This window comes from Acidobacteriota bacterium (assembly GCA_028875575.1).
Classification (GTDB): Bacteria; Acidobacteriota; Terriglobia; order Versatilivoradales; family Versatilivoraceae; genus Versatilivorator.
Window position 1 is genome coordinate 61,918 of record JAPPDF010000009.1, and the last position, 18,595, is coordinate 80,512.

General features: G+C 63.3%; 11 protein-coding genes and 1 tRNA gene. 4 read left to right on the forward strand and 8 right to left on the reverse strand.

All coding sequences use genetic code 11. The features are described 5' to 3' along the window. Positions 1-151: 151 nt before the first annotated feature. Positions 152-298 carry a hypothetical protein gene (locus tag OXI69_01675; protein MDE2664842.1) on the forward strand — a complete coding sequence of 49 codons (147 nt, stop codon included), beginning with the start codon at positions 152-154 and terminating at the stop codon, positions 296-298. Positions 299-375: 77 nt separating this feature from the next. Next, positions 376-594 carry a hypothetical protein gene (locus OXI69_01680; protein MDE2664843.1) on the forward strand — a complete coding sequence of 73 codons (219 nt, stop codon included), beginning with the start codon at positions 376-378 and terminating at the stop codon, positions 592-594. Between the two features lie 117 nt (positions 595-711). Here the strand turns inward: OXI69_01680 and OXI69_01685 are convergent, their stop codons facing one another. The 6 genes from OXI69_01685 to OXI69_01710 all read right to left on the reverse strand — a co-directional run bounded on the left by OXI69_01685 (position 712) and on the right by OXI69_01710 (position 11,397). After that, positions 712-2,166: a DUF1501 domain-containing protein gene (locus OXI69_01685; protein MDE2664844.1), complete on the reverse strand. Its 1,455-nt coding sequence runs from the start codon at positions 2,164-2,166 to the stop codon at positions 712-714. 70 nt (positions 2,167-2,236) lie between these two features. Next, complete coding sequence (locus OXI69_01690; protein ID MDE2664845.1) at positions 2,237-5,074, reverse strand: PSD1 and planctomycete cytochrome C domain-containing protein; 2,838 nt, start codon at positions 5,072-5,074, stop codon at positions 2,237-2,239. Positions 5,075-6,196: 1,122 nt separating this feature from the next. Further along, positions 6,197-6,538, reverse strand: a complete 342-nt coding sequence (locus OXI69_01695; GenBank protein ID MDE2664846.1) for a DUF1820 family protein — start codon at positions 6,536-6,538, stop codon at positions 6,197-6,199. A 75-nt stretch (positions 6,539-6,613) separates the two neighbouring features. Further along, positions 6,614-7,873 (reverse strand): DUF4340 domain-containing protein, encoded by a 1,260-nt coding sequence (locus tag OXI69_01700; protein ID MDE2664847.1) that lies wholly within the window; start codon positions 7,871-7,873, stop codon positions 6,614-6,616. A 51-nt stretch (positions 7,874-7,924) separates the two neighbouring features. Further along, on the reverse strand, positions 7,925-10,549 hold the full coding sequence (locus OXI69_01705; protein MDE2664848.1) for a Gldg family protein: 2,625 nt from the start codon (positions 10,547-10,549) through the stop codon (positions 7,925-7,927). Beyond that, a complete protein-coding gene (locus OXI69_01710) occupies positions 10,546-11,397 on the reverse strand; it encodes an ABC transporter ATP-binding protein (GenBank protein MDE2664849.1) in 852 nt (283 codons plus the stop codon). The genes OXI69_01705 and OXI69_01710 overlap by 4 nt, the downstream gene beginning before the upstream one ends. Positions 11,398-11,904: 507 nt before the next feature. Between OXI69_01710 and OXI69_01715 the strand changes: the two genes are divergently transcribed. Together OXI69_01715 and OXI69_01720 are read left to right on the forward strand one after the other, a co-directional pair. Further along, on the forward strand, positions 11,905-13,653 hold the full coding sequence (locus OXI69_01715; protein MDE2664850.1) for a CRTAC1 family protein: 1,749 nt from the start codon (positions 11,905-11,907) through the stop codon (positions 13,651-13,653). 6 nt (positions 13,654-13,659) lie between these two features. Then, entirely contained in the window at positions 13,660-15,909 is a 2,250-nt protein-coding gene (locus OXI69_01720; GenBank protein ID MDE2664851.1) for a CRTAC1 family protein, read from the forward strand. A 445-nt stretch (positions 15,910-16,354) separates the two neighbouring features. Here the strand turns inward: OXI69_01720 and OXI69_01725 are convergent. Continuing rightward, positions 16,355-16,431: transfer RNA gene (locus OXI69_01725), tRNA-Arg, on the reverse strand. A 124-nt stretch (positions 16,432-16,555) separates the two neighbouring features. Further along, positions 16,556-17,863 carry a lactate racemase domain-containing protein gene (locus OXI69_01730; protein MDE2664852.1) on the reverse strand — a complete coding sequence of 436 codons (1,308 nt, stop codon included), beginning with the start codon at positions 17,861-17,863 and terminating at the stop codon, positions 16,556-16,558. Positions 17,864-18,595 lie beyond the last annotated feature (732 nt).

Genomic DNA, 18,595 nt, shown 5'->3' on the forward strand with positions numbered 1-18,595 from the left:
CCATTTGTGTTGATAGGAGGAACAGCATATGGCGAACCAAAGACCCACGGCAACCGTACGGATCGGAACCGACAAAGCCGCGATTTGGGAGAACTAGAGCAATGGCGAGCGCGCCCGCTACAACGTCAGCTTCTAGAGGCGCTACCGCGACGTGGAAGGGCAATGGAAGACGACGCAGAGCTTCGGCCGCAACGACCTGCTGGTTCTCGTCAAGGTCGCCGATCAAGTCCACTATCAGATTGTCGAGCTGGAACAGGTCGAAGACTCCAACGGCGGGGATGACGATGAGCCGCCATAGTTCGGCGGGCGGCGGGTTAATCCGCCGCCCTTTTCTTCACGCCTCGCTTCCTTTATCATTTAATTGGAGACACTCAAATGACCGCATTTGAAATAGCATCAATCCTCATAGGCGTTGGACAGATCGGCATTGTCTACTACGGGATCTCTCGCATGGTGCAGGCTAACGACAGCCGATCAAAGCTTCAGTCTGACCTCATGCAGCGACAGGAGCGGGATAGCATCCGGCGACACACCGAAACCATGACTGCCCTTCGGGAGCTGATCACCCGGACGGGCGGCAGCGGGACCGCGTGACGGCCGTTATTCGCCAGTCAGGCTCAGTGTGAAGATCAGGCTGCAGAGAACAAAGAAAAAGGCCAGTCAAAAACGTGACTGGCCTTTGTATTGATACGATCTTCCGGGTGGAGTGGCTTAAGCCAAAACCTCCTTGATCTGCTTGCCGCCCAGGTCGGTCAGGCGTTTGAATCTTCCGGAGTGGTAGTAGGTTAGGCGCATGTCGTCCAGGCCCATGAGCCCCAGCATGGTGGCGTGCAGGTCGTGGGTGTGGTAGACGTCCTCGACGCACTTGATCCCCAGCTCGTCGGTTTCGCCCACCACCGTCCCGCCCTTGATGCCGGCTCCGGCCAGCCACATCACCATGGCGTTCTTGTTGTGGTCGCGCCCGGGACCGGTTCGGAAGAAGTCCATGGTGTTGTCGGCGGTCCTTCCGAATTCGCCTCCCCAGACCACCAGGGTCTGGTCGAACAGGCCCCGCTGCTTGAGGTCCTTGAGCAGGGCGGCGATGGGCCTGTCGGTCTCCATTCCCCGCTTCTTGTGCTCTCCCGCGATGTTCTCGTGGGAATCCCAGCCGCCGCAGTAGATCTGCACGAAGCGCACGCCGCGCTCCACCAGGCGCCGGGCCATCAGGCACTTGCGCGCCATGGGCTCGGTGATCTTGTTGTCGAGGCCGTACATTTCCCGAATCTTCCGGGGCTCGCTGTTCAGGTCCAGGCTCTCGGGAACCGCTGCCTGCATGCGGAAGGCCAGCTCGTAGTTCCTCATGCGGGCCAGAAGGTTGGGGTTCCTGGGATGGACGTCCAGGTAGGGAGAATTGAGCTGGTTCAGCAGCTCCAGGTTCTTTTCCTGGCGCCGGGTGGTGACGCCCGCCGGAGGGCTCAGGTCGACAATGGGGTCCCCTTCCGAGTTGAGCAGCGTTCCCTGGGTGGCCGCCGGCAGGTAGCCGTTGGCCCAGTTGATGGGACCGCCGAAAATCCGGGTCCGGGTGTCGGGCAGCACCACGAAGGCCGGCAGGTTCTGATTCTCGGTTCCCAATCCGAAGACGGTCCAGGCCCCCACCGAGGGACTCCCCGGGATGGTGACGCCCGTGTTCATGAAGAAAGTGGCCGTGGTATGGGCTTCCGAGCTGGTGTGCATGGCCCGCACCACCGCAATGTCATCGGCGCAAGTCCCCAGCTCGTTGAACATGTCGGACATCTCCACGCCCGATTGCCCGTGCCGTTTGAAGGTGAAGGGGCTGCCCACGTACATCCGCTTTTCCAGGCTCCCATATTTGCGGAGGATGGGTTTCCCGTGGAGCTCGTTCAGCTTGGGCTTGGGATCGAAGGTGTCCATCTGGCTGGGAGCTCCCTGCATGAACATGAAGATGCAGGACTTGGCCTTGGGTGTGAAGTGGGGTTTCTTGGGGAGCAGGGGGTTCTCGGACCGGGCGGCGGCACCCAGCCGGCCGTCGCTGAAGAGCAGCGAGGAGAGGGCCAGGCTTCCCAGTCCCTTGCCGAAGCGGTAGACAAAATCTCTCCGGCCGATCTCACCGAGCCTTGGGTCGAACTGCTCGACTTGGTTACAGAATTCGAACTCTCCCTTGCTCATGATGACTGTTACTCCTTGTGATCTTCCTTCCGAGGTTGGATGTATACGTTCCTCTTGGCGGTAATCGCCCCTACTCCAGGTAGACGAATTCGTTCATGTTGATAAGGATGAGACAGAGGTCCGCAAGCGAGCCTGTCTCTCCCGGGCCCCTGTCGTTGTGCCTGGGCTCGCCATTCTGAACCAGGGAGACCTGTTTCAATGAGAGGTGCTCCCCCTGTTCGGGCGCCGCGCCGGATCCCGTCAGGAAGGCCAGACTCCGGGTCTTTTCCGCTGGTGAGGGATCCCGCTGGAAAGCCAGTTGAAAGGCCCGGACCACCTGCTTGAGCGGGTCCGGCCCCACCTCGGAGCGAATGCGCTCCGCCATGGCCTGGCTCTGCCGGTGGGGGAATTTGCCGTTGAACAGCGAAAAGACCTGGGGCGTCACGGTGGTGTTTCCCCGGACCACGCAGCTCTCGTCCAGGTTGGGTCCGTCGAAGACCTTGATCAATGGGATCGGGTAGGAGCGGCTCTGGATCATGTAGACGGTGCGCCGGTTGACCTCCTGCTGGCCGGAGGATATCCACCAGGTTCCGGCCCGGGCCATCTGCTCCAGGTTTTCCTCCGGGAAGAAGGGCGGTCCGCCCATGGCCGGCTCCAGCTTGCCGCTGACCGCCAGGATGGTGTCGCGCAGCGATTCCGCGGGGATGCGGAATGGGTCTCGGACCCACAGGTAGCGGTTATTGGGGTCCACTTTTTCGTATTCCTCGGACCGGTCATGAACCATCGATAGCGCATAGACGTTCGAGTCCAGGATCAGCCGGTGGATCTCCTTGATGCTCCATCCGCTCTCCATGAACTCCCAGGCCAGCCAGTCGACCAGGTCCTGGTGGACGGTTCCGCTGCCGTTGGAGCCGAAATCGCTGGGGGTGGCCACCAGGCCCTTGCCGAAGTGGTATTGCCAGATGCGGTTGACCATCACCCGGGCCGTCAGGGGATTTTCCCGGCTGGCGATCCACTTGGCCAGCAGTTGCCGGCGGCTGCCCACCAGGCCGTCCATGTCGACCGGGTCGGAGTTGCCCGTAATGGCGCTCAGGAATCCGGGCTGCACCTGCTCGGCCCGCAGTCTCCAGTTGCCCCCGGTCAGCACGTAGGTGGCGACGTTGTGCTGGAGGGACGAATCCCTCACTATGTAGGCCTTGGGGTCGTAGTAGCCGTCGACGTTGGGGTTGGCGAAGCGGCCGGTCATGAGTTCGATCCTGCGTGACCGTTCCTTCTCTTCAGCGGTGCGCAAAGTGTCCTTGGGGAAGGGGATCTTCTTCTGGTCGGCATGGGCCCAGTCCTTGAGGTCCTGGGGGTTGACCAGCAACTGGTGCTCGATTTGCCGGTCGGAAATCTCCTTTTTGAAGGCCTTGGCGTTCTTCTTGATCTTTTCTAGGTGATCCTTCCAGGCCTTCTTGCGGGCTTCCCAGCGCTCCGGGTCCTGCAGCGGCATTTCGTACTGGTGGAATGCCATATCCTGTTTATCGAAATTTATCGGCGAAAAGAAGGCTTCGATCCGGAAGTAATCGGCTTGAGGAAGCGGGTCGTACTTGTGGTCATGGCACTGGGCGCATCCCAGGGTCAGTCCCATGAATACGGAACTGGTGGTGTTGACCACGTCTGTCATGTAATTTCGCCGCCCCTGCTCCCCCGAGGCTTCAACCTTGACCCATAAACCGAGAAAGCCCAGTCCCAGCTTGCCCTCGTCCCCGAAGGCCCGGAAGGCGTCTCCCGCCAGTTGCTCCTTGATGAAGCGGTCGTAGGGACGGTCCTGGTTGAAGGCCCGGATGACGTAGTCGCGGTATCGCCACAGATGGGGTTGGGGGTCGTCGATGGCGCCGCCGCGGGTGTCGGAATAGCGCGCCAAGTCCAGCCAGTGCCGGCCCCAGTGTTCCCCGTAGCGGGAATCGGCCAGCAGCTTCTCCACCTCCTGCCTGTAGGCCTCAGGAGAAGGCTCGGCCAGGAATCGCTCCATGACTTCGGGCGTCGGGGGAAGACCGATCAGACCGAAGTAGAGGCGCCGCAGCAACCCGCGCGGAGAAACCGCTCCGGCCGGTTCCAGTTGCTGTTTTTCCAGCTTGGCCAGCATGAAGGCATCGATCGGGTTTCTCACCCATTCCTTGTTTCTGACCGCGGGGACCTCGGGTTGGATGACGGGAGTCCAGGGCCACCTCGTCTTGGTGGAATCCTCTGCAGCCTCGGCCACCAGGGCAGGATCCAACTGATCGATCCAACGGGCGATGTGACCGATCTGCTCCTCGGAAAGGGGTTGCCCGTTCATGGGCATCCGAGGGGAGCGAGTGCCGCGCAGGCGCTGTATCAGCGGGCTTTCCTCACTGTTGCCGGCAACGATGGCCGGTCCCTGGATGGCGCCGCCCTTCAAAAGAGCTGTGACCGTCTCCACCACCAACCCGCTTTGGTGGGTCTGGGTGCCGTGGCAGGCTTCGCAGTTCTGCTCCAGCAGCGGCTTGACGTGGGTTTCGAAATCCTGGGAGGAAGCGATTTGGCCGGCCCCGGCCTGATCTGCCGGAGGCGCCATCTGGTCGATCCACTTGGCGATCAGGGCGATCTGGGCTTCCGGGAGCGGGTCGCCTCCCACCGGCATCCGGGGCTCCAGTTCTCCCCGGAGATGCTGGACCAGGGGACTCCCGGCGCTGTTTCCGGCCAGGATCGAGGGGCCGGATTTCTCGCCCCCCGTGAGCATGGCCTCGATCGATTCCATGACCAGACCGCTCTGGGCCGCGGCGGCGGTGTGACAGGCGAGACACTTTTCCTGCAGAACGGGCTGTACGTCTCTCTCAAAATCGACAGGGGACTCTCCCAGGATATGGCTACCGGCCAAAATGGCCAGAACCGACCCCAGTGAAACCGCAACCGCGCGCCATTTCATCGACACTACTCCTTGCTACTCTTGTAGATATACAAATACACTCTAAACCCTATTCCATCCGGCCCGCGCCTGTCAACCAAATGACCACTCGAAAGTGGTTGCAACAGAGAATTCAAATACCGCCGCTGGAACGGGCTTCGGGACACCGTGTCGGTCCCCACCGGTTCGACTGCGGGCGGAGCCCCTGGGTGGCTGTGGGTTCGGAAACGCAGCTCTTAATGCGCCGCATTCGCGGCTGGGTTTGCGCGGAATTCCAACGACCCCGGGTTTCCACCCGGGGCTACCCTAGGCCGCAGCTACGCTGCTCTGTAAGGATGGCTCGTAGGTGGCGTCTTGCCGGGCAACCCACGCCAACCGCAGCTTCGCAGCTCCCCCTTAACCCACAACACTGCCAGCGGATAGGATTTTTCAACTGATTATCTTCGAGCGTCTGCCCCCCGATTTCGCAATACATCCTTTAAAAGCCCCTGCTATCACTCTCCCCAGGAGGGGGACTCGCAAAAGGCCTGCAACAACCTCCTTGCCTGATTCCCGGGCGAGAGTAGGCGACGTTGTCCAATGGGCCGACGCCTACAGCTCGACTGGAATCTCCGAACTGACGCCCGGGGAAATATTCCAAAAAACAAGCACGTTTCCCCTTGCAGCATTGCGAGTTCGGGGAGAGCTGCGAAGCTGCGGTTGACGTGGGTTACCCGGCGAGACGCACCTACGGGCCATCCTTATAGAGCTGCGTAGCTGCGGCTCAGGGTGGCCCCGGGCGGCAGCCCGGGGTCGTGTGGGTTCTGCGCCAACCTAGCCGCGAATGCGGCGAACAGGAAGCTCCCGTTCGGAAACGCATTGCTTCCCCAAAGAAACGCCGCCCCCCGCCACGTGTACCCGCTGTCGTCGCGTCGGCGGCGAATTACGGGCGCCCCCCGGAACGCACAGGCATTGCATAACAACACCGCCCACGGACCGCTGAACTTCACTCACGCAACGCCGCGTTTGCCCGCCACCGGCTCGACTGCGGGCCGCGCCCTTGTCTCGCACGCAGAAGCCGGGCCGCCGGGCAAAGGCTGATGCGGCGGCGGGTATTCGGGCGCGCACGCCTGTGGTAAGGAATGAAGGCCTACTTGGCTACGCTCAGGAATCCTTCTTGACCGGTGTGTAGATGGTGGTGGGCATCGGATGAATTTTCCCCTCCCGGTCGGGCAGTTCGTGAATTTTGCCGGTGCCTCTTTTCTCCACTTCGTCGATGCGGATCACCGAGTGGAGAGGGATATAGGTCCGCCGCACCCCCTCGAATACGGTGCGCAGCGTTTCCTCGGAGGGATCGACAACCACGGAGGTTTTCTGATCGAAAAGCAGCTGTTCGACTTCCACGAAGCCGAACAGTCCGCCCTGGCTCACCCGATTGGCGTAGATCTCGTAGACCTTGCCCTCGTTCAGAAACGAAATCTTGTAGACCTGCTTTTTTTCACTCATGGTCTCCATAAAGTCTATCCCATTTGGGAGACCCCGTTCCAATGGGGCCGGCGGCTCCCAACTCCGGCGGAACGGCTACCCGCGAGTAAGTTCCCGGCGGCTGGGCCGCAGATTGCCGAAGTCCGCGCCCGAGATGATGTAGTACCAGTCGGCAAAGCGATGACGCAGCTCGCGCTCCAGGGTCCGGCCCTCCTCGCCGGGAGTTTCCCCGTCGGCGTACCTTCGGGCCCGAGCGGCGCTGTAGTCGACGGTGATAAACAGATAGCGGCGCTCATCCGTCCCGTCGGCCTGGGACGCCTGCGCTCCTTCCTTCTCGGAAGACGCCGCCGGGGCACCTGTTCCGCCGGGCGCCACCTCGCCGAAGCGTAGCGTGTATTGGATCCCGTTGGCCGTTTCCACCAGGATCTCTCCCTCATTGGAAAGGAGCTGGCCCAAAGGAGTGATGAAAAAGCCCTTGCCACGCAGGGAGAGGACCGACTCCATGGACAGCCGTATGCCTTCGGGGGTCTTGAGGTCCCGGGTCAGATTCTCGGGCTTGGGCTGGACATCGACGATGCGCAGATTGTCCAGCGCCTCGGTCAGGGCATCGATCTTCTTGCCCCGCAGCCTGCGGCGGCCCATCCGCCAGCGGTCTTTCCGCTTGGTGAGTACCGTGCGCTCGGTATTCTCCAGCCTTCCCAGCCGCTCGTTGATGGAGTAGCTGTTGATGGTGACCTTGCGGATGTCTCCGGCGTTCAGCTTGAGCAGATCCGTCTCGATCCAGTCCTCGAACCTGGAAGACACCCGGGCGTCGGTCTTGACCGAATAGGTCCGCCGCCGGGCGGGGACCCTCATGTAGCGGTAGCCGGATCTGCCCTCGGCCGGCTTGCCGATCACGAAGTCGGCCAGAACCCGATCGTTTTCGTCCTTGAGGGTCACTCGTTTCCCGCGGCCGGCCAGACTGGCGGTTCGGTCGTCCAGTGGGTCGATCACTCCATAGCGGCCGTGATCCTCGATGCGTTCGGATACCACGATGTCCTTCCTGAGGGCCATGAGCGCCGCGGCCGTGTCGGCCAGGCGGTTTTCGGCATCGGCCGGATAGTCGTGGTGGGAGGGGATGCCCCACTTGTTGTCCTTGAACTCCACCTTCAGGGGGCTGGCGGTGGCGGTGGATTCGTCGTAGTCGATGACCTCGATGGTCTTGGGGGCCTGGGGATCGGCAAACTCCGGATAGAAAGGCTCCCCCTGATCGTCAAAGATCCCGGAAGTTCTTCGGCCGGGATCGACCAGCACCGCGGCCGTGGAAATGGCCACGGCCAGCACGCAGAAAATTCCGGTTCTCAACCATTCGGTCATGGCTGTTCTACCTCGGGGTGAGAATTGCCTTTCGGTTCCATCGGACGTTGCCTATTCCACCAGGCGGTCGGCCCCCACGCCGATCTTTTCCCGGCGCAGCCTGCGCACCGACACCACCAGGAAGAGCGCAAAGGCTGGAACCGGCGGCAGGGCCGCTGCCAGGAACTTGATGGCGTTCTGGATGTCCCGGATGGAAGACTCCATGTCGGCGCGGCTCTTGCCGATCAGCCGCTGCTTTTCCTCTTCGATGTTGGTCCGGGCCACGGCCAGGCGACGGTTCTCGGCCTTTTCCTGGTTGGCGATCATGATGCGCTTGGTCTGTTCGTCCAGGTCCCGCCGCTGGCGCAGCGCCTCTACCGCCCGATCCAGCCTGGCTTGGGCCTCCTGCAGACGCTGGGCCGCCGTGGCCTCGGCCTGCCGGGTCTCGTCCAGGCGCCGCTCCTCGTACACCCTGGTTCGAGATTCCACGGCCTCCAGGGTGCGATGCCGCCTGCGGCGCTTGCGCAGGGCGATGAAGGACTCATCGCCCACCAGTTGGTCCACGGCGTTCAGCAGGAAGGTCACGTTGTCGAACTGCAGGGTTTCAATGCCTTGGCGCCGGATGGAAAAGAACTGCTCCCCCATCAGGTCGACATCGGTGATCAGGATGGCCCGAACCGGCTGGTCCGGAGCTATTCCGGTCAGGCGGGCGGCCAGGGTGTAGCGGTCGGGATCGGGTTCGTGGGGGAGATTGGCGGCCATCTGAAACCCGAACAGTGAGCGTTGCATCAGCCGATTCCAGTCGGTAAGTCCGGAATCGGCGCCGGTTTGAAGCAGTGGGGTCAGCGTGGTGCGGCTGCCGGCCGCGAGCTTGATCGAGCCAGGGTAGATCGCAACCAGTTCCTGAAGCCCGGAAGTGATGGCTTCGTCCGGATTGAAGGGAGGGTTCTCGCCCCCGGCGACGCCCAGAAAGATGACTTCCGGGGGAAGGGAGCGGAATTGCGGATGGGGATTGTACTTGTCCCAGGCAATGCGGCCCGGGTCCCAGTCCACTCCCAGCATCTCCATCAGCGGCTGGAGGTCAGCCGGCTTCCTGGGCGGTGGGCCCTGGCGAAAGGGCCCCTGAGGCATCGGTTGCGCCGAGAGCTCGGGATTGAATGCCGGCAGGGGATCCACCAGGATCAGGGTCGGATTTCCCTCCTTGACGTAATCGGTCAGCCGGCCTACCTGGTCCTGCTCCAGGGTGTTGGGCAACACCACCATCAGGGCGTCCAGGTTCTTCGGGTAGTCCTGGCCGGGCTGCACCCTTTCCACCTGGTACTGTTTTCGCAACTCGGCCACGATGGCCCAGTCGGTGGAATGCTGGCGGGACTGGAAGTCGAATCCGCCGAAGAGTTTGGCTCCCGTCTCCAGGATGCCGACCCTTCTGCGTTCCGCCCGCGACACCACCCGAATGGAGCGCATCAGCTCGTATTCCACCGGCAATCCGGGATCCAGGAAGGGGACGACGAATTCCTCGGGGCCGCAGTTGAAGGCGATGCCCAGGAAGATCTCGTCGGGTGTTCCCGAGCTCCGCCGGGACGCGGGCACCTGCCGCGGTCGGATGTCGAAACGCTCCTGGGCTTCACGGGCCTGCGGCGTGTACCTTTCGGTCTCCACGATCCGGGTCTGCAGGCGGTTACCGCCGAGGGCAGACAACTCCCGGAGCAGATTGATCAGGTTGTTTCGAGTGGGAAGGTAGCTGCGGGGCACCTCCGGGCTCAGGTAAGCCTGAATGAAGACCGGCCGGCCCGGATCCAGCCCCTCGATCAGCGCTCGCGTGTCGGGCGAGAGCGAATGGATCCGTTCGGCAGTGAGGTCAACCCGTCCTCCCAGGCGGTCCAGCACCAGCGTCAGTCCGGCCAGGCCGACCACCAGAGCCAGCCCCCGCACCAGCAGGTGGGCGCCCATGGCCGGGGCCTGTCGGCCGGTGGGCCAGTGGCGCCGTCCCAGCAGCTCCACGTTGAGATAGACCATGGCGGCCGCAAAGGCGAGGAAGTAGACCACCGAGGAAAGGGAGACCACTCCCGAGGCCAGGTCCTGGAATTGGTGGTTGAAGGAGAAACCGGCCACCAGCCGTTCGGCGCCCCCGGTCAGGACGGTGCCTGCATGGTCGATGAAGACGGGAACGGCGCAGAGCAGGGCGCCCAGGATGAAGGCCACGGTGATGTTGTCGGTCAAGAGGGACCCGACCATTCCCAGAGCCAGCAGCGCCACTCCCATGAGCCAGTAGCCCAGGTAGGTGGCGGCCATCAGGCCGGGGTCCGGGTTGCCCAGCCATCCCAGCACCAGCACGTGGGTCAGGGAAAAGAAGAGGGCCACGGTGTAGATGCCGGCGGCAGCCAGATATTTGCCCAGCACGATGCCGAAGTCGGTGGCCGGAAGGGTCAGCAGCAGCTCGTCGGTTCCGTTGCGCTTCTCCTCGGCCCAGATGTTCATGGTGATGGAGGGAATCAGAAAGACCAGAAGGTAGGGGAAGACGCGGTTGAGCTGGTCCAGATTGGCCAGGTTGGCGGCGAAGAACCCGTCCTGCCAGAAGGCCGCCAGGGCGCTCAGGAAGACGAAGAGGGTAATGAAGACGTAACCGGTAGGGCTGCTGAAATAGCCGGTCAGTTCCCGCTTGCAGACGACCCTGGCAAGCTGCCAATGACTCTTCACGCTTGCGTCTCCCTTGTCTCCGGATCCGGTTCGGGCACGGCGCCCCGGACCGTTTCCTCCGAGGGGGTCGGACCATGCGGACTTGCAGCGGAGACTTCCGGTTCGGGCGCCTCCCTGCCGTTCCTGCCCGTCAGGCGGTAAAAGGCCTCGGCCAGGCTGGTCCCGGCCGCCATCTCCCCGGGCGTGCCGTCAAAGACGATTCGGCCCTCGTGAATGAGAATGACGTGGTCGGCCACGGCTTCCACTTCCTGGAGGATGTGGGTCGAAAGCAGCACCGTCCTGGTTTTGCCCAAGTGCCGGATCAACTCCCGAACCTCGCGGATCTGGTTGGGATCCAGGCCGCTGGTGGGCTCGTCCATGATGAGGATGTCGGGCTCGTGGAGCAGGACCTGGGCCATTCCCAGGCGCTGGCGATAGCCCTTGGAGAGCTTGTAGACGCTCTTTTCCAGGACGGCTTCCAGGCGGCATTGCTCAACCACGGCCTCGATGCGCGCGTCGAGCCGATCCCGCGTCAGCCCCCGGGCCTCGCCGAAGAACCGCAGCAGCTCCAGAGGAGTCATCTCCGGATAGAGAGGACCGTTTTCCGGAAGATACCCGATCCGGGCTGCCGCTTCGATGCGGTAGCGCGAGACATCCCGCCCCGCAATGCGGGCAACGCCGGCGGTGGGTGTGAGATAGCCGGTCAGGATCCGCAGCGTGGTCGACTTGCCGGCCCCGTTGGGGCCCAGGAAGGCGGCCACCTGTCCGCGGGGAATCGAGAAGGAGACGTCCTGCAGCGCGGCAAAGGTCCCAAAGATCTTGCTCAACCCCTGGGCCTCGATCATGGGTGGGGAGTCGGCTTCTGTCATGACGGCGACACCAAATTCCGGTTCACGGCGCCGGTTCCGAAACCCATCTCAGGTTGCTCCACCGGCGCTCCGGACGTCATCTCCGCATCCACCGGTGAGAAATGCGGGCTCGCGCCGGGCTGTCCAGGGGGCCATGGAAAGGGTTGTGCGCGGGGTGAACTGCGAATTTGAAGGTGCATCCTCTACGGCAAGAATCGCCTTCCGCTGCTCAGGAGAACACCTCCTGCGGCAGGTGCTTCGTTCAACTTTGCAAGGTTAACCCCAACCCGATTTTTTTTCAATGGGCGGCGCCAGGCTGCGGCGCACTGGCCGTGCTAGAATTCCGGTCTGTCGGGTGGGTCGCCCCGGGTTTCCGAGCGGCCTGCGGCGGCCGCACCTGTCTTGCCGCGCCCACGCCTCTAAGTGGTTAGTGAATAACGACTAATGTTGAGTAAAGCGTTCCGGGCACAGTCAAGCGCCTGACGATTTGACTGTGCCTTTTTGAGAGACTCCGCCGAGATCAGCGACATGCTTCTCGCATCGATCAAATCACTCCCCACCCTCCACTCCTCACTCTCCACTATCCTGCGGACCGGCACGGTCCTGACCTTCCTGTGTTCTCCGCCCCCCCCTGGCGATGCCCTTCCGGCGGACCCGGCCGCGCCTTTCAGCGACCGGACCCGGACGATGGGCATCGATTTTCGCCACCAGAATGGCGCCTCGGCCCAGAAGCACCTGGTGGAGACCATGGGATCGGGTTGCGGGCTGCTGGACTACGACGGCGACGGCAGGCTGGACGTGCTGCTAATCAACGGCGGCCGCACGCCGGACTCGCCGCCGTTCGAGCCTAGACCCCACGCGCTCTATCGCAACCTGGGCGGCGGGCGCCTGGAGGAGGTGACCCTTGAAGCCGGCCTGGAACCGACGGCCGATTACGGCATGGGAGTCGCCGTGGGCGACTACGACAACGACGGGGACCCCGATCTCTACCTCACCAATTTCGGTCCCAACCGGCTCTACCGCAACGACGGCGACGGCACCTTCAGCGACGTCACCCCCCGGGCGGGCGTTGCCGGCGCCGAATGGAGCACCAGCGCCGCCTTCTTCGATTACGACCGGGACGGAGCTCCCGACCTTTACGTGGTGAACTATCTGGATGCGAGCTTCGAGCGCAATCCGCCCTGCGAGATGAAGGGGATTCGGGCCTATTGCCATCCGCGCCACTATGCCGGGGTGGCCGACCGTCTTTACCGGAACCTGGGCGATGGCCGGTTCCGCGACGTCAGCCGGTCCAGCGGCGTTCTGAACCCCGAGGGCAAGGGCCTGGGAGTGGTGGCGGCCGATTTCGACCAGGACGGCTGGGTCGACCTTTACGTGGCCAACGACTCCGTGCGCAACATCCTGTTGAAGAATAACGGGGACGGGACCTTTGCCGACGTGACGCTTCTTTCTGGGACCGGCTACAACAGCCAGGCCCAGGCCGAAGCAGGGATGGGGGTGGATGCGGCCGACTACGATGGGGACCGCCTCCTGGACATTGTCGTGACCAACTACGACCTGGAGACCAACGCGCTCTACCGCTACCAGGGAAACTGGCTGTTCGGGGACGAGCGCTGGAGGTCGGGCCTGGCGCGGAAAGACCGCTTCCTGCTGGGTTTCGGCGCCGGCTTTCTGGACTTCGACAACGACGGGGACCGGGACCTGCTGGTGGTCAACGGACACGTGGTGGACAACATCGAACGGATCCAGCCCGACCTCTCCCACCCCCAGCCCGATCAGTTGTTCGAAAACCGGGGAGGGAGATTCCTGGAGCACGAGCCCTTCTACCGATGGTCATCCCGGCAGGCGCGGGTAGGCCGGGGCGCGGCCCTGGGAGATATCGACAATGACGGCGACATCGACGTCCTCGTCAGCAACTGCGGGGCAGAGCCGGCCCTGCTCATCAACCGGGTCGGGGCCCGCAAGAACTGGATCCAGCTCCGCTTGACCGGGACCGACAGCAGCCGCGACGCCGTCGGGACCCGCTTGACCCTCACCACGGCAGAGGGGCGGCAGACCGACCAGATCACGGGCGGGGGAAGCTATCTGTCGGCCGGCGACCCGCGCGCCCACTTCGGGTTGGGGGAGGTGGCCAGGGTGGAGGAGATCCGGATCCGCTGGCCCAGCGGAAAAGACGAAGTCCTCAGGGACATACCCGCCAATCGAATCCTGCAGGTCACCGAGGGTCGCGCCTCCCAGTACTCGACTGCCCCCGGGACCCGCCCGGAAGCGGAGTAGCCCGCCATGTCCGAGAGATTCCCGATCGCCGCCCTGCTGAGCTTCCTGGTGGCCGTCTCGTGCCTTCAAGGCGATCTCGCGGCTGAGGTCGGGCCCGGCACCCGGCGCATGGCTTCACGGCTGGCCCAACTGGCCCGCAACGCCGACTTCTTTTCCGATCACCCCATGAACACCCTGGCGGTGGCGCAACTGCGCCGGCGCCTGCAGGCCGTCGACGATCCCCGCCAGCAAATGGGCCTGCGGCTTCAGTTGGCGCTGAAGCTTGTGAGGAACGGGCAGAGCCAGGCTGCCATCCAGGAGTTGACGGATCTGCAGGCCCGGGTCGGGAGGCAGCCGTGGCAACTGTCGCGGGAAACCGCCACCGTGATCCGGGACCTGCTGGCGGTCTCCTGGCTGCGGCTGGGCGAGCAGGAGAACTGCATCGCCGCCCACGGAGAACACTCCTGTTTTCTTCCCGTGCGGGAATCCGGCCGGCATCGGCTGCAGCGGGGCTCCCGGGGGGCCATTCCTGTCCTGCTCCAGCTTTTGTCGGAGGAGCCCGGCCATCTGGGGTTTCGCTGGCTGCTCAACCTGGCCCACATGACCCTGGGGGAACACCCCGCCAAGGTCGCCCCGCAATGGGTCATCCCGGCGGACATCCTGGCCTCCGACTACGATATCGGGCATTTCCGGGAAGTCGCGCCCCGGCTGGGCGTGGATGTCACGGCGCTGTCCGGGGGCAGCATCCTGGAAGACTTCGACCGGGACGGCTCCCTGGACATCATGGCTTCCTCCTGGGGGATGCGGGACCCGCTGCGCTACTTTCGCAACAACGGCGACGGCACCTTCAGCGACCGCACCCGGGCCGCCGGCCTGGAAGGACAGGTCGGCGGCCTCAACATCTCACAGGCCGACTACGACAACGACGGCTATCCGGACGTGCTGGTACTGCGGGGGGCCTGGCTGCAGGGCCTGGGGGACCATCCCAACTCCCTGCTGCGCAATAACGGCGACGGCACCTTCGAGGATGTCACCGAGGCGGCAGGCCTGCTCAGCTACCACCCCACACAGGCAGCCGCCTGGGCCGACTATGACAACGACGGCCGGCTGGACCTGTTCATCGGCAACGAATCCACCGGCAGCCACATTCATCCCTGCGAGCTCTATCGCAACAACGGGGACGGAACCTTCACCAACCTGGCCCCATCCCTGGGACTGGCCCGGGCCGGCTATGTCAAGGGGGCGGCCTGGGGGGATTACGACAACGACGGAGACCCGGACCTCTACCTGTCGCGCATGGACGCCGGCAACCTGCTCTATCGCAATGACGGCCCCGGGTCCTCCACCGGGGAGGACGCCGAAGGGAAGCCGCCCTGGAGATTCGTGGAAGTGAGCCGACAGGCCGGGGTCGGGGAACCCCGCAAGAGCTTCGCCACTTGGTTCTGGGACTACGACAACGACGGGTGGCAGGACCTGTTCGTGGCCGGCTATTCGCTCAAGCCCGATTTCTCGGGCTCGCTGGAGGAGGCGGTCAAGGCCTTCCTGGGACTGCCCCACCGGGGCGAGTTCTCACGCCTCTTCCGCAACAACGGGGACGGGACCTTCCGGGATGTCTCCCGGGAAGCGGGGCTTGAGCAGGCGCTGCTGACCATGGGAGCCAATTTCGGGGACCTGGACAACGACGGATTCCCGGACTGCTACCTGGGCACGGGAGAGCCCGACCTGCGGACGCTCATTCCCAATCAGATGTTCCGCAACCACCAGGGGAAGGTCTTCCAGAACGTCACCACCTCGGGGGGATTCGGCCATCTGCAGAAGGGCCACGGTGTCTCCTTCGGGGATATCGACAACGATGGCGACCAGGACATCTACACGGTGATGGGGGGGTGGTATGCCGGGGATGTCTACCAGAACCTGCTCTTCCTCAATCCGGGGCACGGCAACCGCTGGATCACTCTTCTCCTGGAAGGAGTCAGGACCAACCGGATGGCCCTGGGTGCGCGCATCAAGGTGACGGTCGAGACCGAGGACGGAGACAGGGAGATCCACGCCACCGTTTCCAGCGGAGGGAGCTTCGGGGCCTCCAGCCTGCAGCAGGAAATCGGACTGGGCCGGGCAACCGGAATCAAGGCAGTGGAAGTCTACTGGCCCGTGACCGGCAAGACGCAGACCCTATCCAATCTCTCACTGGACGGGTTCTACAGGATTCGCGAGGGCAAGGCCTCGGCCGTACCCCTGGAACGGCCGTCCATCGAACTGGCCCCGCCGGCCCGGTGACGCGGTTTGAATCTCTTCATGAAAGGGAATCCGATTGGGAACCGGACCCTGGTCCCGCTTCCTGTTCCGGCGGGGAGGCGTCCGGCTCGGCCTCGAAGCGTCCGGCGAGCAGGTATCGATACAGCTTGAATGCAGGCTGCTCCTCGTGCTCCTCCAGCCAGCGCCGGGCAGGCGGCGAAGTTTCCGAACAACACCAGGCCGACGCCCCGGGAGGAATATAAAGCCAGCGCCTCGGAGAATATGAGGCTCCCGTAGGCGATCCGGGCCACCAGCAGCCCGAGGCCCGAGGTGATGCCGGCCGACAGCGCCGGAACGGCCCTCTCCGACACGATGTCCGTGCGAAGTTCCGACGCCAGATTGCGTAGCGGAGCTTTCGCCGTCACGGGCTCATGCGAGGGCATTGCGCGTTTCCAATGAAGGCATTGGACTAATTTGGCAATGGTGGTGGTAGGCCTGGAGGGATTCGAACCCCCGACCTTCGGTTTAGGAAACCGCTGCTCTATCCTGCTGAGCTACAGGCCCATTGCTGCAGAGAGCCACCGGTAGGAGCGATCTTCGGTTCCCGCCGGTGGGAGGGATGTTACCGAGCGGTTCGGGAACTTGGCAAGCGGTTTTGGGCGTGCCTGAAAGTTGCCCGTCCCGCCGCCTATGACCCGGACTGTGCCGCCGCCGGGAGTCGGACGCCGGCCTGCATGTGGCTGTCGTCCAGGTTTCCCTCGGCATTGAAGGGAAGAGGGCGGGGTTCGCAGAGAATGGCAAGATCCTTGCGCGCGCAAGCTTCCTCGAGGTAGGCGGCCGAACATTCGATCTCGGACAGGGCCATGGTGTTGCGAATCCAGAGCAGCCTGGCGTCGGGAGGCTCGGTGAGACCGATCTGGGACAGCATCACCTGGAGCATTTCGCGATCGGTGGGGTAGTCCAGGGGAATCATGGCTTCCATGGTGAACCCTCCGGTCAGGGCATTGACCCGGGTCATGCCCACGTCCATCTTTTCCAGGGCTCGGCGGCGGCAGAACTCGATCGTCCCGATGCCGACGGCGCTGCCGTGGGTCAGGGAGCTCAGGTCCCTGATCGCGATCACTCGGATCTTGGGGACCTCCTTCTCGGCCGGCCTGTGCCACAGGTGCTTGCGGCCCACCACGTTCAGGTCAAGCCCCGAACCGCTGATGTTCTTGCCGATCTCGTCCACCAGCAGAATGTCTGCCGCGTCGAAGGGAAGTCGGGGCATCCAGCGCCTTGCCTGGCGGAGCAGCGTCTTCTCTCCCTCCAGCAGAGCCTCGGTCCGGAGGGCCTGGATTTTGGCGGTTCGCCCGTAGCTGTTTTCCACCACGGCCAGCCCGGCCAGAATGGAGCACTTCGAAAGGACCTCCCGGGCAACGCTTCCGACGATCTGTCCGAAGCTGTGGTCCTTGATGGCGCGATGGTAGACTCGGGCTCCGTCGTGCTTGCCCAGCCCGATCAGCATCATCTTCATGAGGCCGCTCTCGACTTCGCCGGTGAAGAGCGTGTGGGGCTTCACCCGATTGCAGACCACCACGTGGTCGGCCTGGTAGGCCTGCTTGTCGAAATGGACGGGAAAGCCCTCGGCGGCCCGGCAGACCACCACGGTATCCATGCTGGATCGGATGGGGCAGCCGCAGAAGGCCTCGGTGATCCCGTAGGACTCGAGGATCCTGCGCTGTCCCTGGGCGGTTCCGCCGCCGTGGCTTCCCATGGCGGGGACGATGAAGGGGTCGGCGCCGAGCTGCCGGAAGTGTCGCACCGCGGCCTGCAGGATCCGGCCGATGTTGGCGATCCCCCGGCTTCCGGCGGTAATGGCCACCGACTGGCCGGGCCTGACCCGTTCTCTCAGCGAGAGACCGGCCAGCTCGGATTCGACTGCTCCGGCGGGGTCAGCCAGTTCGGGTCCCTCGAAGTGTTGCCGGACGCGAAACATCTTCGGGAATTCGACCATCTTGTCGCACGCTTCCTGGTGTTGCGCTTTCAACATAACTTTATTTGTGCCGCAGTCACGGCTGCAGGCAATAAGGATAGAAACATGCATACGCAGGATCAACAGGATAAACAGGACGAGAGGCTGCCGCACCCAAAGCTGAAACGCATGGTGGGGGTTATCCACAAAGGAAAACGGCGAACCACGAATGGACACGAATGAACACCAATAAACTGGTTGATGAGTAAGAAACTAAAAACATCGATGCACAGGTTGCACAGGATTAACAGGACGGGAAGTTGTTGCAGGACGAGCCGAGCCGGGCGATGATCCGTTGTGGATACACTCGTGCCCACCACTACAAGACTCCGGACTTCCAAGACCGAATCCTGTATATCCGGTGCATCGATGAGCTTTTTGCAAAATTCGCAGCGTGGCAGCTCATCTTGCCGGCAAACCTGAGGTTCTGCCTTTTCAATATTGAGTGCGAACCGGTGAAAAATGCTGTCTAACCACAAACGGCACAAAAGGCACAAATTGTGTTTTTGTGCCCTTTGTGGCCATTTCCGGTAAACGTCCCCCTCCCGAATTCTGCAATAGGCTCCCATGTAAGTGATCCTTGTAGGTCAGGCGGGTGTTGGCCCCCCACCGGCTCGACTGCGGGGGGAGGCTCCTATCTGGCGATCTCGCCGATTCCGCCCCCCCACCGGTTCGACTGCGGGCGAAGCCCTTGTCTCACCGACTCCCCCTCCA

Bases quoted from the DNA above. Each gene is read 5' to 3' on its own strand.
- OXI69_01730 (MDE2664852.1), bottom strand. From the start codon at position 17,863: ATGGTCGAATTCCCGAAGATGTTTCGCGTCCGGCAACACTTCGAGGGA.
- OXI69_01710 (MDE2664849.1), bottom strand. From the start codon at position 11,397: ATGACAGAAGCCGACTCCCCACCCATGATCGAGGCCCAGGGGTTGAGC.
- OXI69_01685 (MDE2664844.1), bottom strand. From the start codon at position 2,166: ATGAGCAAGGGAGAGTTCGAATTCTGTAACCAAGTCGAGCAGTTCGAC.
- OXI69_01695 (MDE2664846.1), bottom strand. From the start codon at position 6,538: ATGAGTGAAAAAAAGCAGGTCTACAAGATTTCGTTTCTGAACGAGGGC.
- OXI69_01720 (MDE2664851.1), top strand. From the start codon at position 13,660: ATGTCCGAGAGATTCCCGATCGCCGCCCTGCTGAGCTTCCTGGTGGCC.
- OXI69_01690 (MDE2664845.1), bottom strand. From the start codon at position 5,074: ATGAAATGGCGCGCGGTTGCGGTTTCACTGGGGTCGGTTCTGGCCATT.
- OXI69_01680 (MDE2664843.1), top strand. From the start codon at position 376: ATGACCGCATTTGAAATAGCATCAATCCTCATAGGCGTTGGACAGATC.
- OXI69_01715 (MDE2664850.1), top strand. From the start codon at position 11,905: ATGCTTCTCGCATCGATCAAATCACTCCCCACCCTCCACTCCTCACTC.
- OXI69_01700 (MDE2664847.1), bottom strand. From the start codon at position 7,873: ATGACCGAATGGTTGAGAACCGGAATTTTCTGCGTGCTGGCCGTGGCC.